16 protein-coding genes are annotated in these 16,580 nt (G+C 73.4%); 6 read left to right on the top strand and 10 right to left on the bottom strand.

The features are described from left to right. The first annotated feature begins 60 nt into the window (after window positions 1-60). Window positions 61-681 (top strand): L-threonylcarbamoyladenylate synthase, encoded by a 621-nt coding sequence (locus FZC61_RS08355; protein WP_148613679.1) that lies wholly within the window; start codon window positions 61-63, stop codon window positions 679-681. On the opposite strand, the gene FZC61_RS08360 is transcribed toward FZC61_RS08355, so the two are convergent. The 5 genes from FZC61_RS08360 to FZC61_RS08380 are packed head-to-tail and all read right to left on the bottom strand — an operon-like array spanning window position 644 to window position 6,874. Then, a complete protein-coding gene (locus FZC61_RS08360; protein ID WP_211357165.1) occupies window positions 644-1,114 on the bottom strand; it encodes a DUF6542 domain-containing protein in 471 nt (156 codons plus the stop codon). The two genes, FZC61_RS08355 and FZC61_RS08360, sit on opposite strands and share 38 nt — an antisense overlap. Beyond that, window positions 1,111-2,235, bottom strand: a complete 1,125-nt coding sequence (locus FZC61_RS08365; protein WP_148613680.1) for a DNA recombination protein RmuC — start codon at window positions 2,233-2,235, stop codon at window positions 1,111-1,113. Before FZC61_RS08365 ends, FZC61_RS08360 begins: the two co-directional genes overlap by 4 nt. Window positions 2,236-2,294: 59 nt before the next feature. After that, window positions 2,295-3,878: a bifunctional diguanylate cyclase/phosphodiesterase gene (locus FZC61_RS08370; protein WP_148613681.1), complete on the bottom strand. Its 1,584-nt coding sequence runs from the start codon at window positions 3,876-3,878 to the stop codon at window positions 2,295-2,297. Next, window positions 3,875-4,705 carry an exodeoxyribonuclease III gene (locus tag FZC61_RS08375; RefSeq protein WP_148613682.1) on the bottom strand — a complete coding sequence of 277 codons (831 nt, stop codon included), beginning with the start codon at window positions 4,703-4,705 and terminating at the stop codon, window positions 3,875-3,877. The genes FZC61_RS08370 and FZC61_RS08375 overlap by 4 nt, the downstream gene beginning before the upstream one ends. Before the next feature lie 39 nt (window positions 4,706-4,744). Next, entirely contained in the window at window positions 4,745-6,874 is a 2,130-nt protein-coding gene (locus tag FZC61_RS08380; RefSeq protein ID WP_148613683.1) for a tetratricopeptide repeat protein, read from the bottom strand. 155 nt (window positions 6,875-7,029) lie between these two features. Between FZC61_RS08380 and ychF the strand changes: the two genes are divergently transcribed. From ychF to FZC61_RS08400, 4 genes are all read left to right on the top strand, one after another. Continuing rightward, window positions 7,030-8,106, top strand: coding sequence for a redox-regulated ATPase YchF (gene ychF / locus FZC61_RS08385; protein WP_148613684.1), 1,077 nt, complete (start codon window positions 7,030-7,032; stop codon window positions 8,104-8,106). A 215-nt stretch (window positions 8,107-8,321) separates the two neighbouring features. Next, a complete protein-coding gene (locus FZC61_RS08390; protein WP_148613685.1) occupies window positions 8,322-8,984 on the top strand; it encodes an enoyl-CoA hydratase-related protein in 663 nt (220 codons plus the stop codon). An 8-nt stretch (window positions 8,985-8,992) separates the two neighbouring features. Next, the gene (locus FZC61_RS08395; protein ID WP_148613686.1) at window positions 8,993-9,619 is read left to right on the top strand and encodes a TetR/AcrR family transcriptional regulator; all 627 of its coding nucleotides are present in this window, start codon (window positions 8,993-8,995) and stop codon (window positions 9,617-9,619) included. A 56-nt stretch (window positions 9,620-9,675) separates the two neighbouring features. Further along, a complete protein-coding gene (locus FZC61_RS08400; protein WP_148613687.1) occupies window positions 9,676-10,032 on the top strand; it encodes a hypothetical protein in 357 nt (118 codons plus the stop codon). 21 nt (window positions 10,033-10,053) lie between these two features. Here FZC61_RS08400 and FZC61_RS08405 read toward each other — a convergent pair whose 3' ends face one another. Together FZC61_RS08405 and FZC61_RS08410 are read right to left on the bottom strand one after the other, a co-directional pair. Further along, a complete protein-coding gene (locus FZC61_RS08405) occupies window positions 10,054-10,308 on the bottom strand; it encodes a hypothetical protein (protein WP_148613688.1) in 255 nt (84 codons plus the stop codon). A 179-nt stretch (window positions 10,309-10,487) separates the two neighbouring features. Continuing rightward, entirely contained in the window at window positions 10,488-11,663 is a 1,176-nt protein-coding gene (locus FZC61_RS08410) for a GAF domain-containing protein (protein WP_148613689.1), read from the bottom strand. A 148-nt stretch (window positions 11,664-11,811) separates the two neighbouring features. Between FZC61_RS08410 and FZC61_RS08415 the strand changes: the two genes are divergently transcribed. Further along, complete coding sequence (locus FZC61_RS08415; protein ID WP_148613690.1) at window positions 11,812-13,647, top strand: flavin-containing monooxygenase; 1,836 nt, start codon at window positions 11,812-11,814, stop codon at window positions 13,645-13,647. A 3-nt stretch (window positions 13,648-13,650) separates the two neighbouring features. On the opposite strand, the gene FZC61_RS08420 is transcribed toward FZC61_RS08415, so the two are convergent. The 3 genes from FZC61_RS08420 to FZC61_RS08430 form a co-directional block, all read right to left on the bottom strand. Next, a complete protein-coding gene (locus FZC61_RS08420) occupies window positions 13,651-14,094 on the bottom strand; it encodes a nuclear transport factor 2 family protein (protein ID WP_246142601.1) in 444 nt (147 codons plus the stop codon). A gap of 10 nt (window positions 14,095-14,104) precedes the next feature. Next, window positions 14,105-16,072, bottom strand: a complete 1,968-nt coding sequence (locus FZC61_RS08425; RefSeq protein WP_148613692.1) for an ATP-binding protein — start codon at window positions 16,070-16,072, stop codon at window positions 14,105-14,107. Window positions 16,073-16,190: 118 nt separating this feature from the next. After that, a complete protein-coding gene (locus FZC61_RS08430) occupies window positions 16,191-16,562 on the bottom strand; it encodes a YidH family protein (RefSeq protein ID WP_148613693.1) in 372 nt (123 codons plus the stop codon). Window positions 16,563-16,580 lie beyond the last annotated feature (18 nt).

Genomic DNA, 16,580 nt, shown 5'->3' on the forward strand with positions numbered 1-16,580 from the left:
ATCACCTGGGTACCCGCTGGGAAACGGTGGGTGACCACCGGTGGTGGCAGGATCACCCTCATGGCCAGGTACGTCGACATCCACCCCGACAACCCCCAGCCGCGACTGGTGCGACAGGTCGTCGACGCGCTGCGCGCCGACGAGCTGATCGCCTACCCGACCGACTCGGGCTACGCCCTGGGGTCGCGGATCGGCAACCGCGACGGACGCGACCGGATCCTGCGGATCCGGGGGCTCGACGACCGCCACCACTTCACCCTGGTCTGCAAGGACTTCAGCCAGCTCGGGCAGCTGGTGCACGTCGACAACTCCGCGTTCCGCGCGATCAGGTCGGCCACACCGGGGCCCTACACGTTCATCCTCCCGGCGATGCCGGAGGTGCCGAAGCGTTTGCTGCACCCCAAGAAGAAGACGGTCGGGGTGCGCATCCCCGACCACCGCCTGGTCCAGCTGCTGCTCGAGGAGCTGGGCGAGCCGCTGCTGAGCAGCTCGCTGATCCTGCCCGGCGAGACCGAGCCGCGCACCATGGGCTGGGAGATCAAGGAGGACCTCGACCACGAGGTCGACCTGGTGGTCGAGGCGGGGGAAACCGCGGCCGAGCCGACGACCGTCGTCGACTGGTCGAGCGGCGCGCCCGAGGTGGTCAGACGGGGAGCCGGCGACCCGGACCGGTTCGGCTGACGTCGTCGGGGACGCCCCCCGACTCCTCGCGCAGCGTCGCCACCCGCTGGCGTACGGCGAGCACGCCCAGCGACAGCACGTAGGCGAGCACCAGGGCGATGCTGTGGTGCGACAAGCCGGACACCACCGCCTGGAGCAGCCCGTCATGGGCCTGGGCGATCGCCTCGGCCCGCGACATCGCGAGCAGGAGGAACGTCGAGAGCATCAGCAGCGGGGGCAGCACGCCCACGGTGAAGGAGTCGGGCAGCCGGACCGCCAGCGCGAGCCCGATGCACAGTGCGACGAAGGCGAGGTCGAACAGGACGCCGACGCGACCGGTGAGCAGCAGGTCGAGGGCGGCTGCCGTCAGGGCGAGCGCGACCCCGAGCGAGGCCACCTCGCGGCCGGGCTCGTGACCTTCCTCCCACAGGGTGCGGGTGCCTGGCAGGCTCACCCTTCCAAGGTAAGGGGCGCAGGAGGGTCACGGTCGTCGCCGCGCCGGGGGCTGTCGTCGCGGTCGACGGCGCGCAGGGCGACCGCGCGCGGGGTCGCGAGCGCGGGAGTCGCCGGACCGGTGACCCCGAGGTCGTCGAAGCGGCGTGCCTGGACCAGCACCCGCGACTCGAGGGAGCCGACGGCGCTGTTGTAGTGACCCACGGCGGCGTTGAGGGAGCGGCCGACCTGGTCGAGGTGGCCCGCGAAGGTGCCCAGGCGCGCGTGGAGCTCGCGCCCGAGGCGGTGGATCTCGTCGGCCCGCGTCGACAGCGCCTCGTGGCGCCAGCCGTGGGAGACGGTGCGCAGCAGCGCGATGAGGGTCGTCGGCGTCGCCAGCACCACCTCGCGGGCCGCGGCGTGCTCGAGGAGCGCTGGGTCGGCCTCGAGGGAGGCGGCGAGGAAGGACTCGGCGGGGACGAAGAGGACGACGAACTCGGGGGAGTCGGGCAACGAGCGCCAGTAGGCCTTGCCGGCCAGGAGGTCGACGTGGGTGCGCAGCTGGCGGGCGTGGCGGGCCAGGTGGGCCGCTCGGGCGTCGTCGTCGTCGCAGCCGGTGGCGTCGAGGTAGGCGTCGAGCGGCACCTTGGCGTCGACGACCACCGAGCGTCCGCCGGCGAGGTGGACGACGAGGTCGGGCCGCTGCGCGCCGTCGTCGAGGCGTACCTGCTCGGTGAAGTCGCAGTGCTCGACCATCCCCGCGAGCTCGACCGAACGGCGCAGGTGCAGCTCGCCCCAGCGCCCGCGGACCTGGGGTCGACGCAGCGCCGTCGAGAGCGAGAGGGTCTCGCGGCGCAGCGTCTCGGTGGAGGAGCGCATGTCGAGCACCTGCTGGTGCAGCTGGCTCTGCCAGGCGACCCGGCCGTGCTCGAGGTCGCGCATCTGGTCGTGGAGCCGCTCGAGGCTCTCGCGGACGACGGCCTGCTGGTCGAGGGCCTCGGCCAGGCGCTCGTCGGGGGCGGGTGCGGTCGCCGGGGCGGTCGCCGTCGCACGAAGCACGCCCGAGGCGTAGCCGACCGCGGCCCCGACCACGACGCCGAGGAGCACGCCGAGAGCGAGGGCGACAGCGGTGGCGAGGTCCATGGGCGCCACTATGACCGCCACCACCGACAACGAGCCTGCAGTGACAGCCGCCCCGGTGGCTACGCGGGCGGCAGCATCCGCAGGCCGCCGCTCGCCACGCGGTCCAGGACCGCCTGGCCCGACGACGGGGCGGCCAGGTAGGTGCCCTGCACGAGGCGGACGCCGGTCTCGCGCACCGCGGTGAGCTCGGCGGCGGTCTCGACGCCCTCGACGACGACGGTCCGTTCGAGGTCGGCCAGCATCCGGACCACGTGGTCGAGCACGGTCCGGCCCCCGTCGGAGCCGGCGTCGGCCACGAGCGCGCGGTCGATCTTGACCCACTCCCAGTCCCAGCCGGTGAGGAGCCCGAGCGCGGAGAAGCCGGTGCCGAAGTCGTCGACGGCCAGCCCGATCCCGGCCCGGTCGAGGTCGGCGGCGGTCTCCCGCTGGGCCGGGCTCCACGGGGCGACGTGCCGCTCGGACATCTCGAGGACCAGGTGGACACCGGTGCCGCGGACGCGGTCGGGCAGGGACCGCAGGAGCCTGCTGTCGGCCCGCAGCTGCTCGAACTCGATGTTGACGCTGAGCGCGACGTCACGACCCGTGCGTCGCGCGACCGACCCCACCACCTCGAGCGACTGCTCGATCACCACCTCGGTCAGCTCGTCGAGCATCCGCAGCTTGGTGGCCGCACCGACCAGCATCATCGGTGACACGGGGCCGAACTCCAGGTGCCGGCCGCGCACCAGGGCCTCGTAGCCCATGGTGTCGCCGACCTGCACGTCGACGATCGGCTGGTAGGCGACCTCGACCCGGCCCTGCGCGATCATGTCGCGCAGCACGGTGCGGTCGTCGTACCAGCGGGGTGGGAGGGCGTCGGGGCCCCGGGAGCGCTTGTGCTCGCGCATCCTGCTCTCGGCGTCGCGCAGCAGCACCTCGGGGTCGTCGGCCCCCGAGACCGAGAGCGCCTCGCCGATGCTGACCTCGACCGAGACCATGTGGTCGCCCACGGTCACCGGCTCGCGCAGCAGCGCGTGCAGGTCGTCGACGATTTGCTCGAGGTGCTCGGCGCCGTCGAGGTGGCGTACGACGACCGCGAACTCGTCACCGCCCATGCGGGCCGCGAACGAGCCCTCGGGGAGCACGTCGGAGCGCAGCCGGACCCCGATCTCGCGCAGCACCTCGTCGGCGTCGAGGTGGCCTAGGTGCTCGTTGAGGCGCTTCATGCCGTCGACGTCGAGGAACAGCAGCGCGAGCGTCTCCCCGATCCTGGTCTCGGCGACGCCCTCGAGCAGCTCTCGGAAGTAGCCGTGGTGCCACAGCCCGGTGAGGTCGTCGGCGTGGGCCGCCTGCCGCAGCCGTGCCTCGCGCCGGGCGGCGTGCCGCGAGGCCGTCGCCATCGTGGTCAGGGCCGCCAGCAGCCGGCGGTCGAGGGCGCTGAACGGCTCCTCGGTCAGCGAGCGGTGGGCGACCAGGTAGCGCCCGGTGCCGAACAGCAGGCTCACGTCGGGGGTGGGCGCGGGCACGACGCTGACCGACACGTGGCCCGCGACCGCGCGCTGCGCGTAGCCCAGCAACCACTCCTCGATGTGCTCCTCGGGCCAGGGCATCTCGATCGCGGCCTCGGTCAGGACCTCGATCAGGACCTGCTCGTCGCGGGTCACCCGCCGCCGCCGTCGGGGCCGCCGTCGGGGCTGGTGTCGGGACCCGTGTCGGGGCCGAGGTCGACCACGACGGGCGCGTGGTCGGAGGCGCCGGTGCCGGCGCGCTCGTCGCGGTCGACGAACGCGCCGGTCACCCGCCGGGCCAGCGACGGGGAGCCGAGCACGAAGTCGATGCGCATGCCGCGGTTGCGCTCGAAGCGCTGCCGGTAGTAGTCCCAGTAGGTGTAGACCCCCGGGCCGGGCGCGTGCGGCCGGACCACGTCGGCGTACCCCGACTCGAGGAACGCCGCGAACGCGGCGCGCTCGGGCGCGGTGACGTGGGTCGAGCCCTCGTAGGCAGCCACGTCGAACACGTCGTCGTCCTGCGGGGCGATGTTCCAGTCGCCGACGAGCGCGGTGGGTCCGTCGGTCCAGGTGGCCGCGGCCTCGTGCAGGCGGGCCAGCCAGTCGAGCTTGTAGACGAAGTGGGGGTCGCCGACCTTGCGTCCGTTGGGGACGTAGAGCGACCAGAGCCGTACGCCGCCGCAGGTGGCCCCGATGGCGCGCGCCTCGGCGGCCGCGGGCTCGCCCCAGGTCGGCATGCCGGGGAAGCCGACCTCGACGTCGTCGAGCCCGACCCGGCTGATGATCGCGACACCGTTCCACTGGCTGAAGCCAGCCGCGGCGACCTCGTAGCCGAGGGACTGCAGGCCCATCAGGGGCAGCTGGTCCTCGCGGGCCTTGGTCTCCTGCACGGCGAGCACGTCGACGTCGTGGCGCTCGAGGAAGGCCTCGACACGGTCGACACGGGCTCGCAGCGAGTTGACGTTCCAGGTGGCGAGCCGCACCGGCCCACCCTACGGGTCGCGGCCTCCGGCGTGGCGGACCTACTCGCTGGTGGTCAGCAGCTCCTCGAGGGGTGCGGCGGGGGTCCCGATCTCCTTCATCCGGGCGCAGTAGCCGCGGTAGGCGCGCCGGACCTCGCCGTGGCGCCGGCCCTGGTGGAGGGCGGCGACGAGCTGGTGCCAGGAGGGCTCGTCGAAGGGGTCGTCGGCGATCAGGCCGACGAGCCACGGCACCGCGCGCTGGTGCTCCCCACGGGCGATCAGGGCCAGCGCGAGCTCGCGCTTGACCTCCAGGGACAACGACAGCAGCTCGTCGCGCACCTCGACGGCGAAGTCGCTGTAGGGGTCGTCCTCGAGGTAGTGGCCGGTGTACATGGCAGCGGCGCGCTCGAGCTCCTCGACGAGGTCGACCCCCTCGGTCCCGCCGGCCCCGCCTGGCTCGGGGCGCCCGCGTCCGCGCAGCGCCTTGAGCGCGCTGGTCGCCGTCTGCGTGAAGACGACGGTGTCGATCTCGACGTGGTCGACGTCGAGGCGCACGGACTCGCGGTCGGCACGCAGGAAGTGGTCGGAGGCGTGCTCCTTGGCGGGGTCGAGCACCGAGCGCAGCGTGGACAGCACGACCGACAGGCGGTTGCCGCTTCCGTCGGACCCCGGCCACAGGTGCTCGGCGAGCGCCTCGCGCGGGATCGGGCGGCCACGCCTGCCGGCCAGGATCTTCAGGGCGTCGCGCGACTTGCGAGACTGCCACGCCGAGGCGGGGACGGGCTCGCCGTCGCAGAGCACGGCGAACGCGCCGAGGGTGCGGATGCTGACCCGGGCACGGCCGGCGGTGCCCAGCGCCTGGATCGGCCCGGCGATCCGCACCGCGTCGTCGCGTACGCCGAGCGCGCGCAGCCGCCGCCGCGCGGCCTGCTCCTGCACGGAGTCGTTGGTGACGCGGGCCCGTAGCGCCTGGTTGGTCGCCAAGCCGACGGCGTTGGACGTGCTGCGCCACAGCGACGCCGCCTCGTCGAGCAGGTCGACGGCGCGCGGACCCGTGATGAGCAGTGACTGCAGCTCGAGCGCCTCGGCGAGGCCCCGGGACTCGTGGCGACGTCCGGCCTCGCGGACGGCGAGCCGTGAGAACTCGCCCGCCGCGTCGCGGTCGCCGGTGGCCAGGCACACCCAGCCGGCGGCCAGGAGCGGGTCGACCTGCCCGACCGCGGCGGGCTGGTCGAGCGCGCGCTTGACCAGCCCCTGGGCCTCGTCGACGTCGTCGACGACCAGGGCGCGGGCGAGCCCGGAGAGCGCGGGCACCGCGATCTGGGCGTTGCCGGTGCGCTCGGCGATGACCAGCGCCTCGCGGTAGGCCAGTGCCGCCTGGGTCGCGTTGCCGCACACCCGGTTGGCGTCGCCGATGCCCACGACGGCCAGCCCCAGCAGCGGGCTCTCGCAGGTGCGCGTCAGGTCGCGCGCCTGGCGCAGCTCGGCCAGGCACTCGTCGACGCGCCCGAGGCCGAGCAGGGAGTCGGACCGGGTGATCAGGCTCAGGGCACGCACCGGCGGCGGCGCCGACACCGACTCGGCGAGCGCGATGGCGCGGTCGAGGTGGGGCAGCGCGTCGACGTAGCGGCCCTCGGAGTTGCAGCGCGAGCCGAGGTTGTTGTGGACCCGGGCCTGCGTCAGCACGTCGCCGGCGCGCTCGGCGGCCGCGAGCGCCTTCTCGTAGGCGACCAGGTTGGCGTCGAGGTCGCCCTCGAGCACGCACACCAGGGCCTGGCTGACCCAGGCGGCCGCGACGGCGGCGTCGTCACCGGTCGCCTGCGCTGCGGCGAGGGCCGCGTCCGCGGCCTGGCGGCTGGCGTCGGCGTCGCCGGTCGCCCACAGCGAGGAGGCCTTGCTGGACAGCAGGTAGGCAGTGTCGACCGGGTCGACCTCGGCGCCGTCGTGGTGCGCCCTGTCGTAGACCGCGAGCGCCTCGGCGAACCGTCCCGCCTGGTGCAGGGCGTAACCCAGGCGCCACGCGAGGGCCAGCGGCAGGGGCCCGCCGTCAGGGGCCACCACGTGGGCGGCCTGCTCGAGGAGCCCGACCCCACCGGGGCGCAGCGCGTCGTCGGAGGGGCCGGTGACCGCGCGCAGCACCGCGGCGGCGTCGCCGCCTGCGACCGCCTGCTCGAGCGCGTTACCCGTCATGTCCGCCCCGTACATCCCGACGGGGGTGTCCCCCGCCCCTGGGTCGAGGATAAGCGAGGTCGGCGCTGTCGACGGTGTCGGTTCGACCACGGTGTGAGAACGGTGTCCGTCGCCGGGTGAACCGGCTGCGGGTGACGGCCGTAGACTCGCCGCCCGTGGCACTCACCATCGGCATCGTCGGCCTGCCCAACGCCGGCAAGTCCACCCTCTTCAACGCCCTGACCAAGAACGACGTGCTCGCGGCCAACTACCCCTTCGCGACCATCGAGCCCAACGTCGGGGTCGTCGGGGTGCCCGACGAGCGGCTGCCGCGGCTGGCGGAGATCTTCGGCAGCGCCAAGGTCCTGCCGGCGACCGTCGAGTTCGTCGACATCGCCGGCATCGTCAAGGGTGCCTCCGAGGGTGAGGGCCTGGGCAACAAGTTCCTGTCCCACATCCGTGAGTCGTCGGCGATCTGCCAGGTGACGCGCGTCTTCCGCGACGAGGACGTCACCCACGTCGACGGGGAGGTCAACCCGAGCAGCGACATCTCCACCATCCAGACCGAGCTGATCCTCGCCGACCTGCAGACGGTCGAGAAGGCGATTCCGCGGCTGGAGAAGGAGGCGCGGATGAAGAAGGACGCCGCCGCCAACCTCGCCGCCGCCCGGGAGGCGCTCGCCGCGCTCGAGTCCGGCACCCCGATCATCGCCACCGACCTCGACCGCGACCTGGTCCGCGACCTGTCGCTGCTGACGGCCAAGCCGTTCATCTACGTCTTCAACTGCGACGCCGACGAGCTCGCCGACGAGGCCCTCAAGGACGAGATGCGCGCCCTGGTGGCCCCGGCCGAGGCGATCTTCCTCGACGCCAAGTTCGAGGCCGAGCTCGTCGAGCTGGGCGACGAGGACGAGGCCCGCGAGATGCTCGCCGAGATGGGCGTCACCGAGCCCGGCCTCGACACCCTGGCCCGGGTCGGCTTCGACACCCTCGGTCTGCAGACCTACCTCACCGCCGGCCCGAAGGAGTCGCGCGCCTGGACGGTCAAGAAGGGCGCCACGGCCCCCGAGGCGGCCGGCGTCATCCACACCGACTTCCAGCGCGGCTTCATCAAGGCCGAGATCGTCTCGTTCGACGACCTCGTGCAGTACGGCTCGATGCAGAAGGCCAAGGAGGCCGGGCGCGTGCGCATGGAGGGCAAGGACTACGTGATGGCCGACGGTGACGTGGTGGAGTTCCGCTTCAACGTCTGAGCGGCGCGTGCGCGGCAGTCGTTTGTAGACGGACGGGCGGGTCGAGCCGTATCCGATCGGACCCGGTTGCGTTCTCGAGCACATCGTCGCGCCCTGGCGGACCTGCATGTCGCTCTGCGAGCCGTTGGCCCGAGACGCCGTGGCGGAGGTGGTTCTCCCCCGTGTTGTGGAGCACGTGCTCTAATACTGCGGACGAGACCGCGAAAGGACCTGCCATGCCCACGCTGACCCAGGACGGAACCCTGTGGACCATCGACCTGGGCGACGACGAGAACCGCTTCTCGCCGTCGTTCCTGACCTCGGTGACCGCGTTCCTCGACGACCTCGCCGGCTCCAGCGAGCCGGCCGCCCTGCTCACCGTCGGTGGCGGGAAGTTCTACTCCAACGGCCTCGACCTCGACTGGTTGGGCGCCCACCCCGACGAGCTCGGCAGCTACGTGGCGCGGGTGCAGGAGCTCTTCGCGAAGGTGCTCACGCTGCCCGTGCCGACGGTCGCCGCCGTCAACGGACACGCGTTCGGGGCCGGTGCGATGGTCGCGCTGGCTCACGACTACCGCGTGATGCGCGACGACCGCGGCTACTTCTGCTTCCCGGAGGTCGACATCCACATCCCGTTCAGCCCCGGCATGAGCGCGCTGGTCATGGCGAAGGTGTCGGCGCGCACCGCCGTGGACGCCATGACGACGGGTCGTCGGTTCGGCGCGGCCGACGCGGTCGCCGCCGGCCTCGTCGACGCCTCCAGCAGCCTGGAGGACCTGACCACCACCGCGACCGGGTTCGTCCGTGACCTGGCCGGCAAGGACCGCGCCACCCTCGGCGCGATCAAGTCGACCATGTACGCCGACGTCGTGGCCACGCTGCGCCAGCACGGCGGCTGAGAGCGCCCGTGGGTCGGCCCCGCGCGCACGACCTCGACACCCTGCTCGACCACGCCCGGACGCTGTGGGTCGAGCAGGGCCTGGCCGGGGTCACCATCCGCGCCCTGAGTGCGGCGTCCGGGGCCTCGAACGGCGCGATCTACAACGCCTTCGGGTCACGGGACAACCTGCTCGTGCGCGTCTGGGTGCGCGAGGCCGAGGGCTTCCTGGCCTTCCAGGTCGAGTCCGTCGAGGCCGCGCTCGCCCTGGGTGACCCCCGCTCCGCCGTGGTCGCCGCCGCCCTGGCGCCGTCGGACTACTCGCGACGCGAACCGGCCGGCTCGCGGCTGCTGCTCACCGTGGCCGTCGACGACCTGGCCGCGGCCGGTGCCGACGTCGGCGACGCCGAGCGCCGTCAGGTGCGGCAGCTGCGCCGCCGCCTCGACGACCTGATCGTGCGGCTCGCCGACGAGGTCTGGCACAGCCGGCGCCCACCCGCCACGACCATGGTCAAGGCGTGCGTGGTCGACCTGCCCTCGGCCCTGCTCCCGGTCGGCGACCACCTGACCGACCCGCTGGCCCGCACCACCCTCGAGCGCGCGGTCCGCGGCGTCCTCGCCGACCCGCCGTCCGACCCGCAGCCCGGTCCGGCCTGACCGGTCCTGCCGGCGTACGCCGGGGAATGCCTGCCCTGGCTGGGTGTTGGGACGACATGGACCCGTACGAGCGCTACCACCGCGCCGGTCGCCAGTTCGATCTCAAGGACTACAGCGGGGCCGCCCGCACGCTCGAGAGCCTGCTGATGGACCTCACCGCCGAGACCGACGGGCCGGGGCACGGCCTCACGCACGTGCGGCTGCTGCTCGCCCGGTCCTACTACCACTCCGCCCAGCTCGCGCGGGCCGAGGCCGCTGCCAGAGCAGTGCTCGCGGAAGCCCCGACCGACGCCTACGCCGCCCTGCTGCTGGCGCGCACCCTCGAGCGCGCGTCGCGCGTCGACGAGGCCCGGGAGGCGATGCGGGTCGCGGCGGCGCTGGGGGCTCCCGGTACGTCGTTCGCGGTGGCCTGACGGCCCGACATGTCAGGCGGGTCAGGACCTGAAGGACGCCAGCGTCGGCAGGAAGCACGCGACGGACGCGGCGCCGGCGCGCGCGCTCTGCTCCAGGGACGCCTCGTCGAGATGTCCGGGGTGGAAGAACGTCTCGACGTAGACGGCGCTGCCCACGCGGGCGACCGTGACGTAGGGGGCCTTCCCGGAGAGGTCCTCGCCGTCGAGGTCCTGGCTGAGCTCGTAGGCCTGCCACGCCTCGTCGGCGCCGTCGACCCGGGCCTCGACGAGAACCACTCGACCGGTTCTCCCGAGTGCGACTGAGGGCCGGCGGCGCCGCAGAGCGCCACCTGCTCCCGCCAGTCGGCCACGGCCCCGGTCGCCGACGCGGCGTCGGCGTACACGCCGAGGGCTTCGCTCGGGCAGGCCGTGGCCCCGGCCTCGTAGAACGCGCGCCCGTCGGTGGGTCGCTGGCGTCAGACGTCGGAGCAGGTCTCCAACGAGACCCCGTCGGCCAGCCGGTAGGGGTTGGTCGCGACCAGCGCGCCCACCACGCGTCGTAGCCGGGAGACCTCGGCCCGGGCGGTGACGACGTGCTCGGCGTCGCCGTACAGCGCGGTGCTGAGGGCGGCGGCGCCCAGCCCGGCGGGGCCGGCGGTCGCGAGGATGCCGAGGATCTGGGCGTGGCGCCGGGTGAGCGTCGTGCGCCACGGCTCGTCGCCCGAGAGGACCTCGAGGACGCCGTCGGCCCCGAGCCGGGCGGTCAGGCCGACCGGACCCGACACCGGGCGCACCAGCCAGCCGTGGCCGAGGCGTTCGGGCAGGCACAGGCCCAGGCCGGGTACGGCGACCGCACGGTCGGCGCGCGGCGCCTCGATCCGGTCGCGGGCCGCCACCCCCGACTGGTGGGCGACCCAGCCGTGGTCGTCGACGACGAGCAGCGGCCCGACGCCGACCAGGGGTGCCGCCTCGCGGCGCAGGCGGTCGAGGCCCTCCTGGTGGTGGCGCCACAGCGCGGCCTCGGCCAGGCGTACGGCGCTCTCGACGAGCACCACCAGGGCCGGGTGCAGGGTCAGCGCGGGCCCGCTGACGTCGACGACGCCGAGCAGGTCGCCGGTGCGCGGGTCGTGGATCGGGTGGGCGGTGCAGTACCAGGGGTGCTGCTGCTGCTCGAAGTGCTCGGCCGAGAACAGCTGCACCGGCGCCGCCTCGGCCAGCGCGGTGCCGATCGCGTTGGTGCCGACGCGCTCCTCGGTCCACGTGGCGCCCTCGGTGAAGCCGAGCCGGTCGGCCTCGAGCCGCACCCGGGCCGCGCCCTCGCGCCACAGGATCACTCCGTCGGCGTCGCAGACGACCATGAGGAACAGCGAGGCGTCGGCCACGCTGGTCAGCACCCGCCGCAGCTCGTCGGCCACCAGCCGCAGCGGCGACTCTCGTCGGCGTCGCTCGAGCTCCTCGAGGTCGAAGGGGTCGCGGGCGTTGCCGCCCTCGGGGTGGACGCCCAGGGCCAGCACCCGCCGCCAGGACCGGGCCACGACGTCGCGCGGCTGTCCACCGCGGCTGCCACCGAGGAAGGCGTCGTGGACGCGGGTGAGCTCGCGGGCGCGCACCGACAGGTCGGTGCCCGGCTCGATCGCGGCGTACGTCGTCATCCCACCTCCGCTGTGGTGCTCGTCACACCCTGGTCCCACCATCGTCCACGTCCCCGGGTTGCGCAACGGTTGCCGAGGCGGCGGGGGGTCTCGATGCAAGTGGGTGCAACGGTGGTCAGGGGGAGCCGGAGGGTGTGCCCTGGGTCACATGACGCAGACCCTCGACGCACCCCCAGTCGTCGCCGACCGCGACCCGTCCGCCCGGGCCACCGCCTGGCTCTCCTCCTTCGAGTCGGCGCTACGCGCCCGTGACGTGGTCGCGGCCGCCGGCCACTTCGCCACCACCAGCTTCTGGCGCGACCTGGTGTCGTTCACCTGGAACCTCACGACGGTCGAGGACCGCGCCGGCGTGACCGACCTGCTCGACAGCACCCTCGAGGGGACCGACCCGAGCGGGTTCGTGCTCGCCGAGCCCGCCGACGAGGCCGACGGCGTCGTCACAGCGTGGTTCGACTTCGAGACCGCCGTGGGTCGTGGCCGTGGCCTGGTGCGCCTGGTCGAGGAGGACGGCGACCTGCGGGCGTGGACGTTCCTCACGACGATGCACGAGCTCAAGGGCCACGAGGAGCCGCGCTCGACGCGCCGGCCGATGGGCGCCCAGCACGGCGCGGCCAAGGACCGGGCGACCTGGCTGGAGAAGCAGCAGGCCGAGGCCGAGTCGCTGGGGTCGACCACGCAGCCCACGGTGCTCGTCATCGGTGGCGGCCAGGGCGGCATCGCGCTCGGGGCACGCCTGCGGCAGCTCGGGGTGACGAGCCTGGTGATCGACAAGCACCCGCGACCCGGCGACCAGTGGCGCAGCCGCTACAAGAGCCTGTGCCTGCACGACCCGGTCTGGTACGACCACCTGCCCTACCTGAAGTTCCCCGACACCTGGCCCGTCTTCGCCCCCAAGGACAAGATCGGCGACTGGCTGGAGTCCTACGTCAAGGTGATGGAGGTGCCCTACTGGTCCTCGACGGTGGCGACCTCCGCGTCGTACAGCGAGGAGACGGGCGAGTGGACCGTCGAGGTCGAGCGCGAGGGCAAGCCGCTCACCCTGCGTCCGCAGCAGCTCGTGTTCGCCACCGGCATGTCGGGCAAGCCCGCCGTACCGGTGCTGCCGGGCCAGGACGTGTTCCGCGGCGACCAGCACCACTCCTCGGCGCACCCCGGGCCCGACGCCTACCGGGGCAAGAAGGTCGTGGTCATCGGCAGCAACAACAGCGCCTTCGACATCTGCGGCGCCCTGTGGGAGAACGACGCCGACGTCACGATGGTGCAGCGCTCGTCGACGCACATCGTCAAGAGCGACTCGTTGATGGAGCACGGCCTCGGCGACCTCTACTCCGAGCGGGCACTCGCGGCCGGGGTCACCACCGAGAAGGCCGACCTGATCTTCGCCTCGCTGCCCTACCGGATCATGCACGAGTTCCAGATCCCGGCCTACGAGGCGATGGCCGAGAAGGACAAGGACTTCTACGAGCGTCTCGAGGCCGCGGGCTTCTGGCACGACTGGGGCGACGACGGGTCGGGCCTGTTCATGAAGTACCTGCGCCGCGGCTCCGGCTACTACATCGACGTGGGTGCCGCCGAGCTCGTGGCCAACGGCGACGTCAAGCTCGCCCACGGCCAGGTCGACCACCTGACCGAGGACTCGGTCGTGCTCGCCGACGGCACCGAGCTGCCGGCCGACCTGGTCGTCTACGCCACCGGCTACGGCTCGATGAACGGGTGGGCCGCCGACCTCATCGACCAGGAGACCGCCGACCGGGTCGGCAAGGTCTGGGGCCTCGGCTCCGACACCACCAAGGACCCCGGCCCGTGGGAGGGCGAGCAGCGCAACATGTGGAAGCCGACCCAGCAGCAGGCGCTGTGGTTCCACGGCGGCAACCTGCACCAGTCACGGCACTACTCGCTCTACCTCGCGCTGCAGCTCAAGGCGCGGGCCGAGGGGATCCCCACCCCGGTCTACGGCCTGCAGGAGGTGCACCACCGGGCGTGAGCGTCAGGGCAGGACGCCGGGCAGCAGGTGCTGCGAGACGTCGCCCACCAGGTCGACGTCGGCCTCACGGCTCGCGAACCACCACACGCCGTCGATGCGGTGGAAGGTGTCGCGGTAGCGGCCGGCCACGACCACCTGCAGCGGCAGGGTGTCGGTCGCCTGGAGCACCGTGAAGCGGGAACGGCAGGTGCCCGTCCCGGCGTCGTCGTCGACCTCGACGACCACGTTGCTCACCTGGTGCTGGGTGCGCGGGGTGCCGGGCCCGTCGTGGCCCGGCACCGGGTGGCGGCGCGTCGTCTGCTCGTAGAGCGCCTGCACGGCCGCGGCACCCCGGACGCCGACGAACGCACCGTGCGCGAAGAGCGCGCCGACCCCGGCGAAGTCGCCGTCGTCGATGCGGTCGGCGTAGGCGTACAGGAGGTGCTCGATGGCGCGGGCGCTGTCCACGGCGGTCACCCTAGGACCGCGCGGGAGCCGGAGCGGGAGCCTCGGCTGGAGCCGGTGAACGTCGCGTCGTGGTGAGCGCGGTGTCGATGGCCGCCTGCAGGTCGGCCGGTCGCAGCGGCCGCTCCACGTCCACGACCGGTGCCCCACCGGCGTACGACGGGAGGTGGCGCGGGTCGGCGAGCACGACGTCGTGCGGCTCGGCGGGGTCGGTGACCACGACGTGGCCCAGGTGCTCGAGGATCCCCTCGGCGACCATCTGGTTGATGTCGCCGTCCTCGACGACGAGCACCCGCGGCGGCCCCGGGGCGTCCGGCCGCGCGAGGTCGAGGACGAACCAGAAGCGGCTGCCCCGGCCCGGCTCGCTGCTGACCTGCAGCTCGCCACCCATCGCGCCGACGAGGCGGCTGCTGATCGCCAGGCCGAGGCCGGTCCCGCCGAAGGCGCGGGTCGAGGAGGTGTCGCGCTGGCTGAACGGCTCGAAGACGACGCGCAGCAGGTCGGGGTCGATGCCGATGCCGTGGTCGACCACCTCGAAGCGGATCCCGTCGTCCTCGCCCGTCGCGATCAGCACGACCTCGCCCTCGCCCTCGGTCGAGAACTTCACCGCGTTGGTCGCGAGGTGGACCAGCACGCGGCGCAGGTGAGCCCGGTCGGCGACGACCGACGGCACGTCGCACTCGACGCGGAGTCGCAGGTCCGGTCGTCCCGGGTCGGCGACCTGGCGGGCCACCTCGTCGAGCAGGACCCGCAGGTCGACCCGGTCCAGGTGGACCTCCGGCCCGTGGCCGGGCTGCTGCTTCTCGAGCCCTGCGAAGTCGAGGAGGTCGTCGATGATCGCCATCAGGCTGCGACCCGTGGACGCGACGCCCTCGGCGTAGGACCGCTGCCGCGGGTCGAGGTCGCCGGCCAGGAGCAGCGAGCTGAGCCCGAGGACGCCGTTCATCGGGGTGCGGATCTCGTGGGTCATCGTCGCCAGGAACTCCGACTTGGCCCGTGACGCCGCCTCGGCGGCGTCCCGGGCGGCGGTCTCGTAGCGCAGCAGGAGCACGGTGCGGACGACGGCGAGGGCGGCCAGGACGACCGTCGCGACCAGCACCACGGGACGGATCTCGCCCGCGCCGTCCGGCTCCAGGAGCAGCAGGCCGGTCGGGACCGTCAGCGGCAGGATCGACACGAGCACCCGGGGCACGGGGCGCCGCTCGTCGCTGGGCTCCGCCGGCTCGCGGAGCTGCTGCGGCTCCCCCCGGCTCGGCGGCGGCCAGGTCGCCTGTGCCAGGACGATGGTCCCGAGCATCCACCCCAGGTTGAGACGGGGGTCGTCCAGGTCGGGCACGAGGCCCAGGAGGAAGCTGAGGTCGGTCACCAGCCACAGGCCGAGCCCCGAGATCAGCCACGTCCCGCCCCAGGTGGCGCGGTCGGACCCGAAGGCGATCCGCAGCAGCAGGCCGAGCGCGACGACGTCGAGGACGGGGTACGCCGTGACGACCAGGTCGCCGAGCCTGCTCCCACCGGTCGCGGTGCCCCAGTGCAGCTGGGCGTCCCAGAGCACCAGCGCCGCGACGACCACCACGGTGAGCGCGTCGACCAGCGCGTCGACCTGGCCGTGGCGGTCGGCACGGCGGACCACCGCGACCAGGAGGGCGGCGCACAGCACCGAGGTGGACAGCAGGTAGGGCACGTCGGCGGGCGAGGCGTCAGGCACGACCCTGCGGCTCGCGTCCCACGCGTAGACGACGTCGCCGCAGGCGTTGAGGGCCAGGCCGGCGGTGAGCAGCACCCCGAAGAGCCGCTGCCGTCCCCGTCGCCGCCGGGCACCCGCACCGGCGAGCACGGCGGCCGAGCCGGTCACGACGACGATGAGGACGTCGGCCGACGAACCGAGCCGGTCCCAGGCGACGACCGTGACCAGCGTGAGCACGGCCAGCGCCAGGCCGCACCACAGGGGCAGGCGGTCGGGACGGGAGGGAGCAGGGGGCACGAGAGGTCTCCGGGGTGGGCGACGGGTCCGCGAGACGGCGTCAGTCTGCCTCATCGGCCCCCGGTCCGCTGACGATGTGGTCGAAGTGGGCCGCAGTGCCTAGGTGCTCAAGAGTCGGTCAGCCGACCAGCACGACCGCGAGCCCGACCACGGTCACGACCAGCCCGACGGCCACGACGACGCCGAGCGTGAACGCCGGCAACGGCTGGTGCAGCCGCATCGCCCGCTCGATGCGCGCCCACCGCAGCAGGGAGAGCACGGTCATCAGGACGGCGAAGCCCAGCAGCCCCAGGACCAGGACCGTACGGGCGCCCTCGGCCTCGGGCAGCTCCAGGGACTCCAGGGCCACGGCACCGGCGACGACCGCGAGCGTGGTGCGCACCCACGCCAGGAAGGTGCGCTCGTTGGCCAGCGAGTAGCGCGGGTCGGGCTCGTCCCCGTCGTAGACCCAGCGGGGCCGTCGGGTCCCGGCGTCGCCGTCCTCGCTCACGGCACTAGCGTGGCAGAG

The sequence above is a fragment of the Nocardioides rubriscoriae genome, from assembly GCF_008087085.1.
Taxonomy (GTDB): Bacteria; Actinomycetota; Actinomycetes; order Propionibacteriales; family Nocardioidaceae; genus Nocardioides; species Nocardioides rubriscoriae.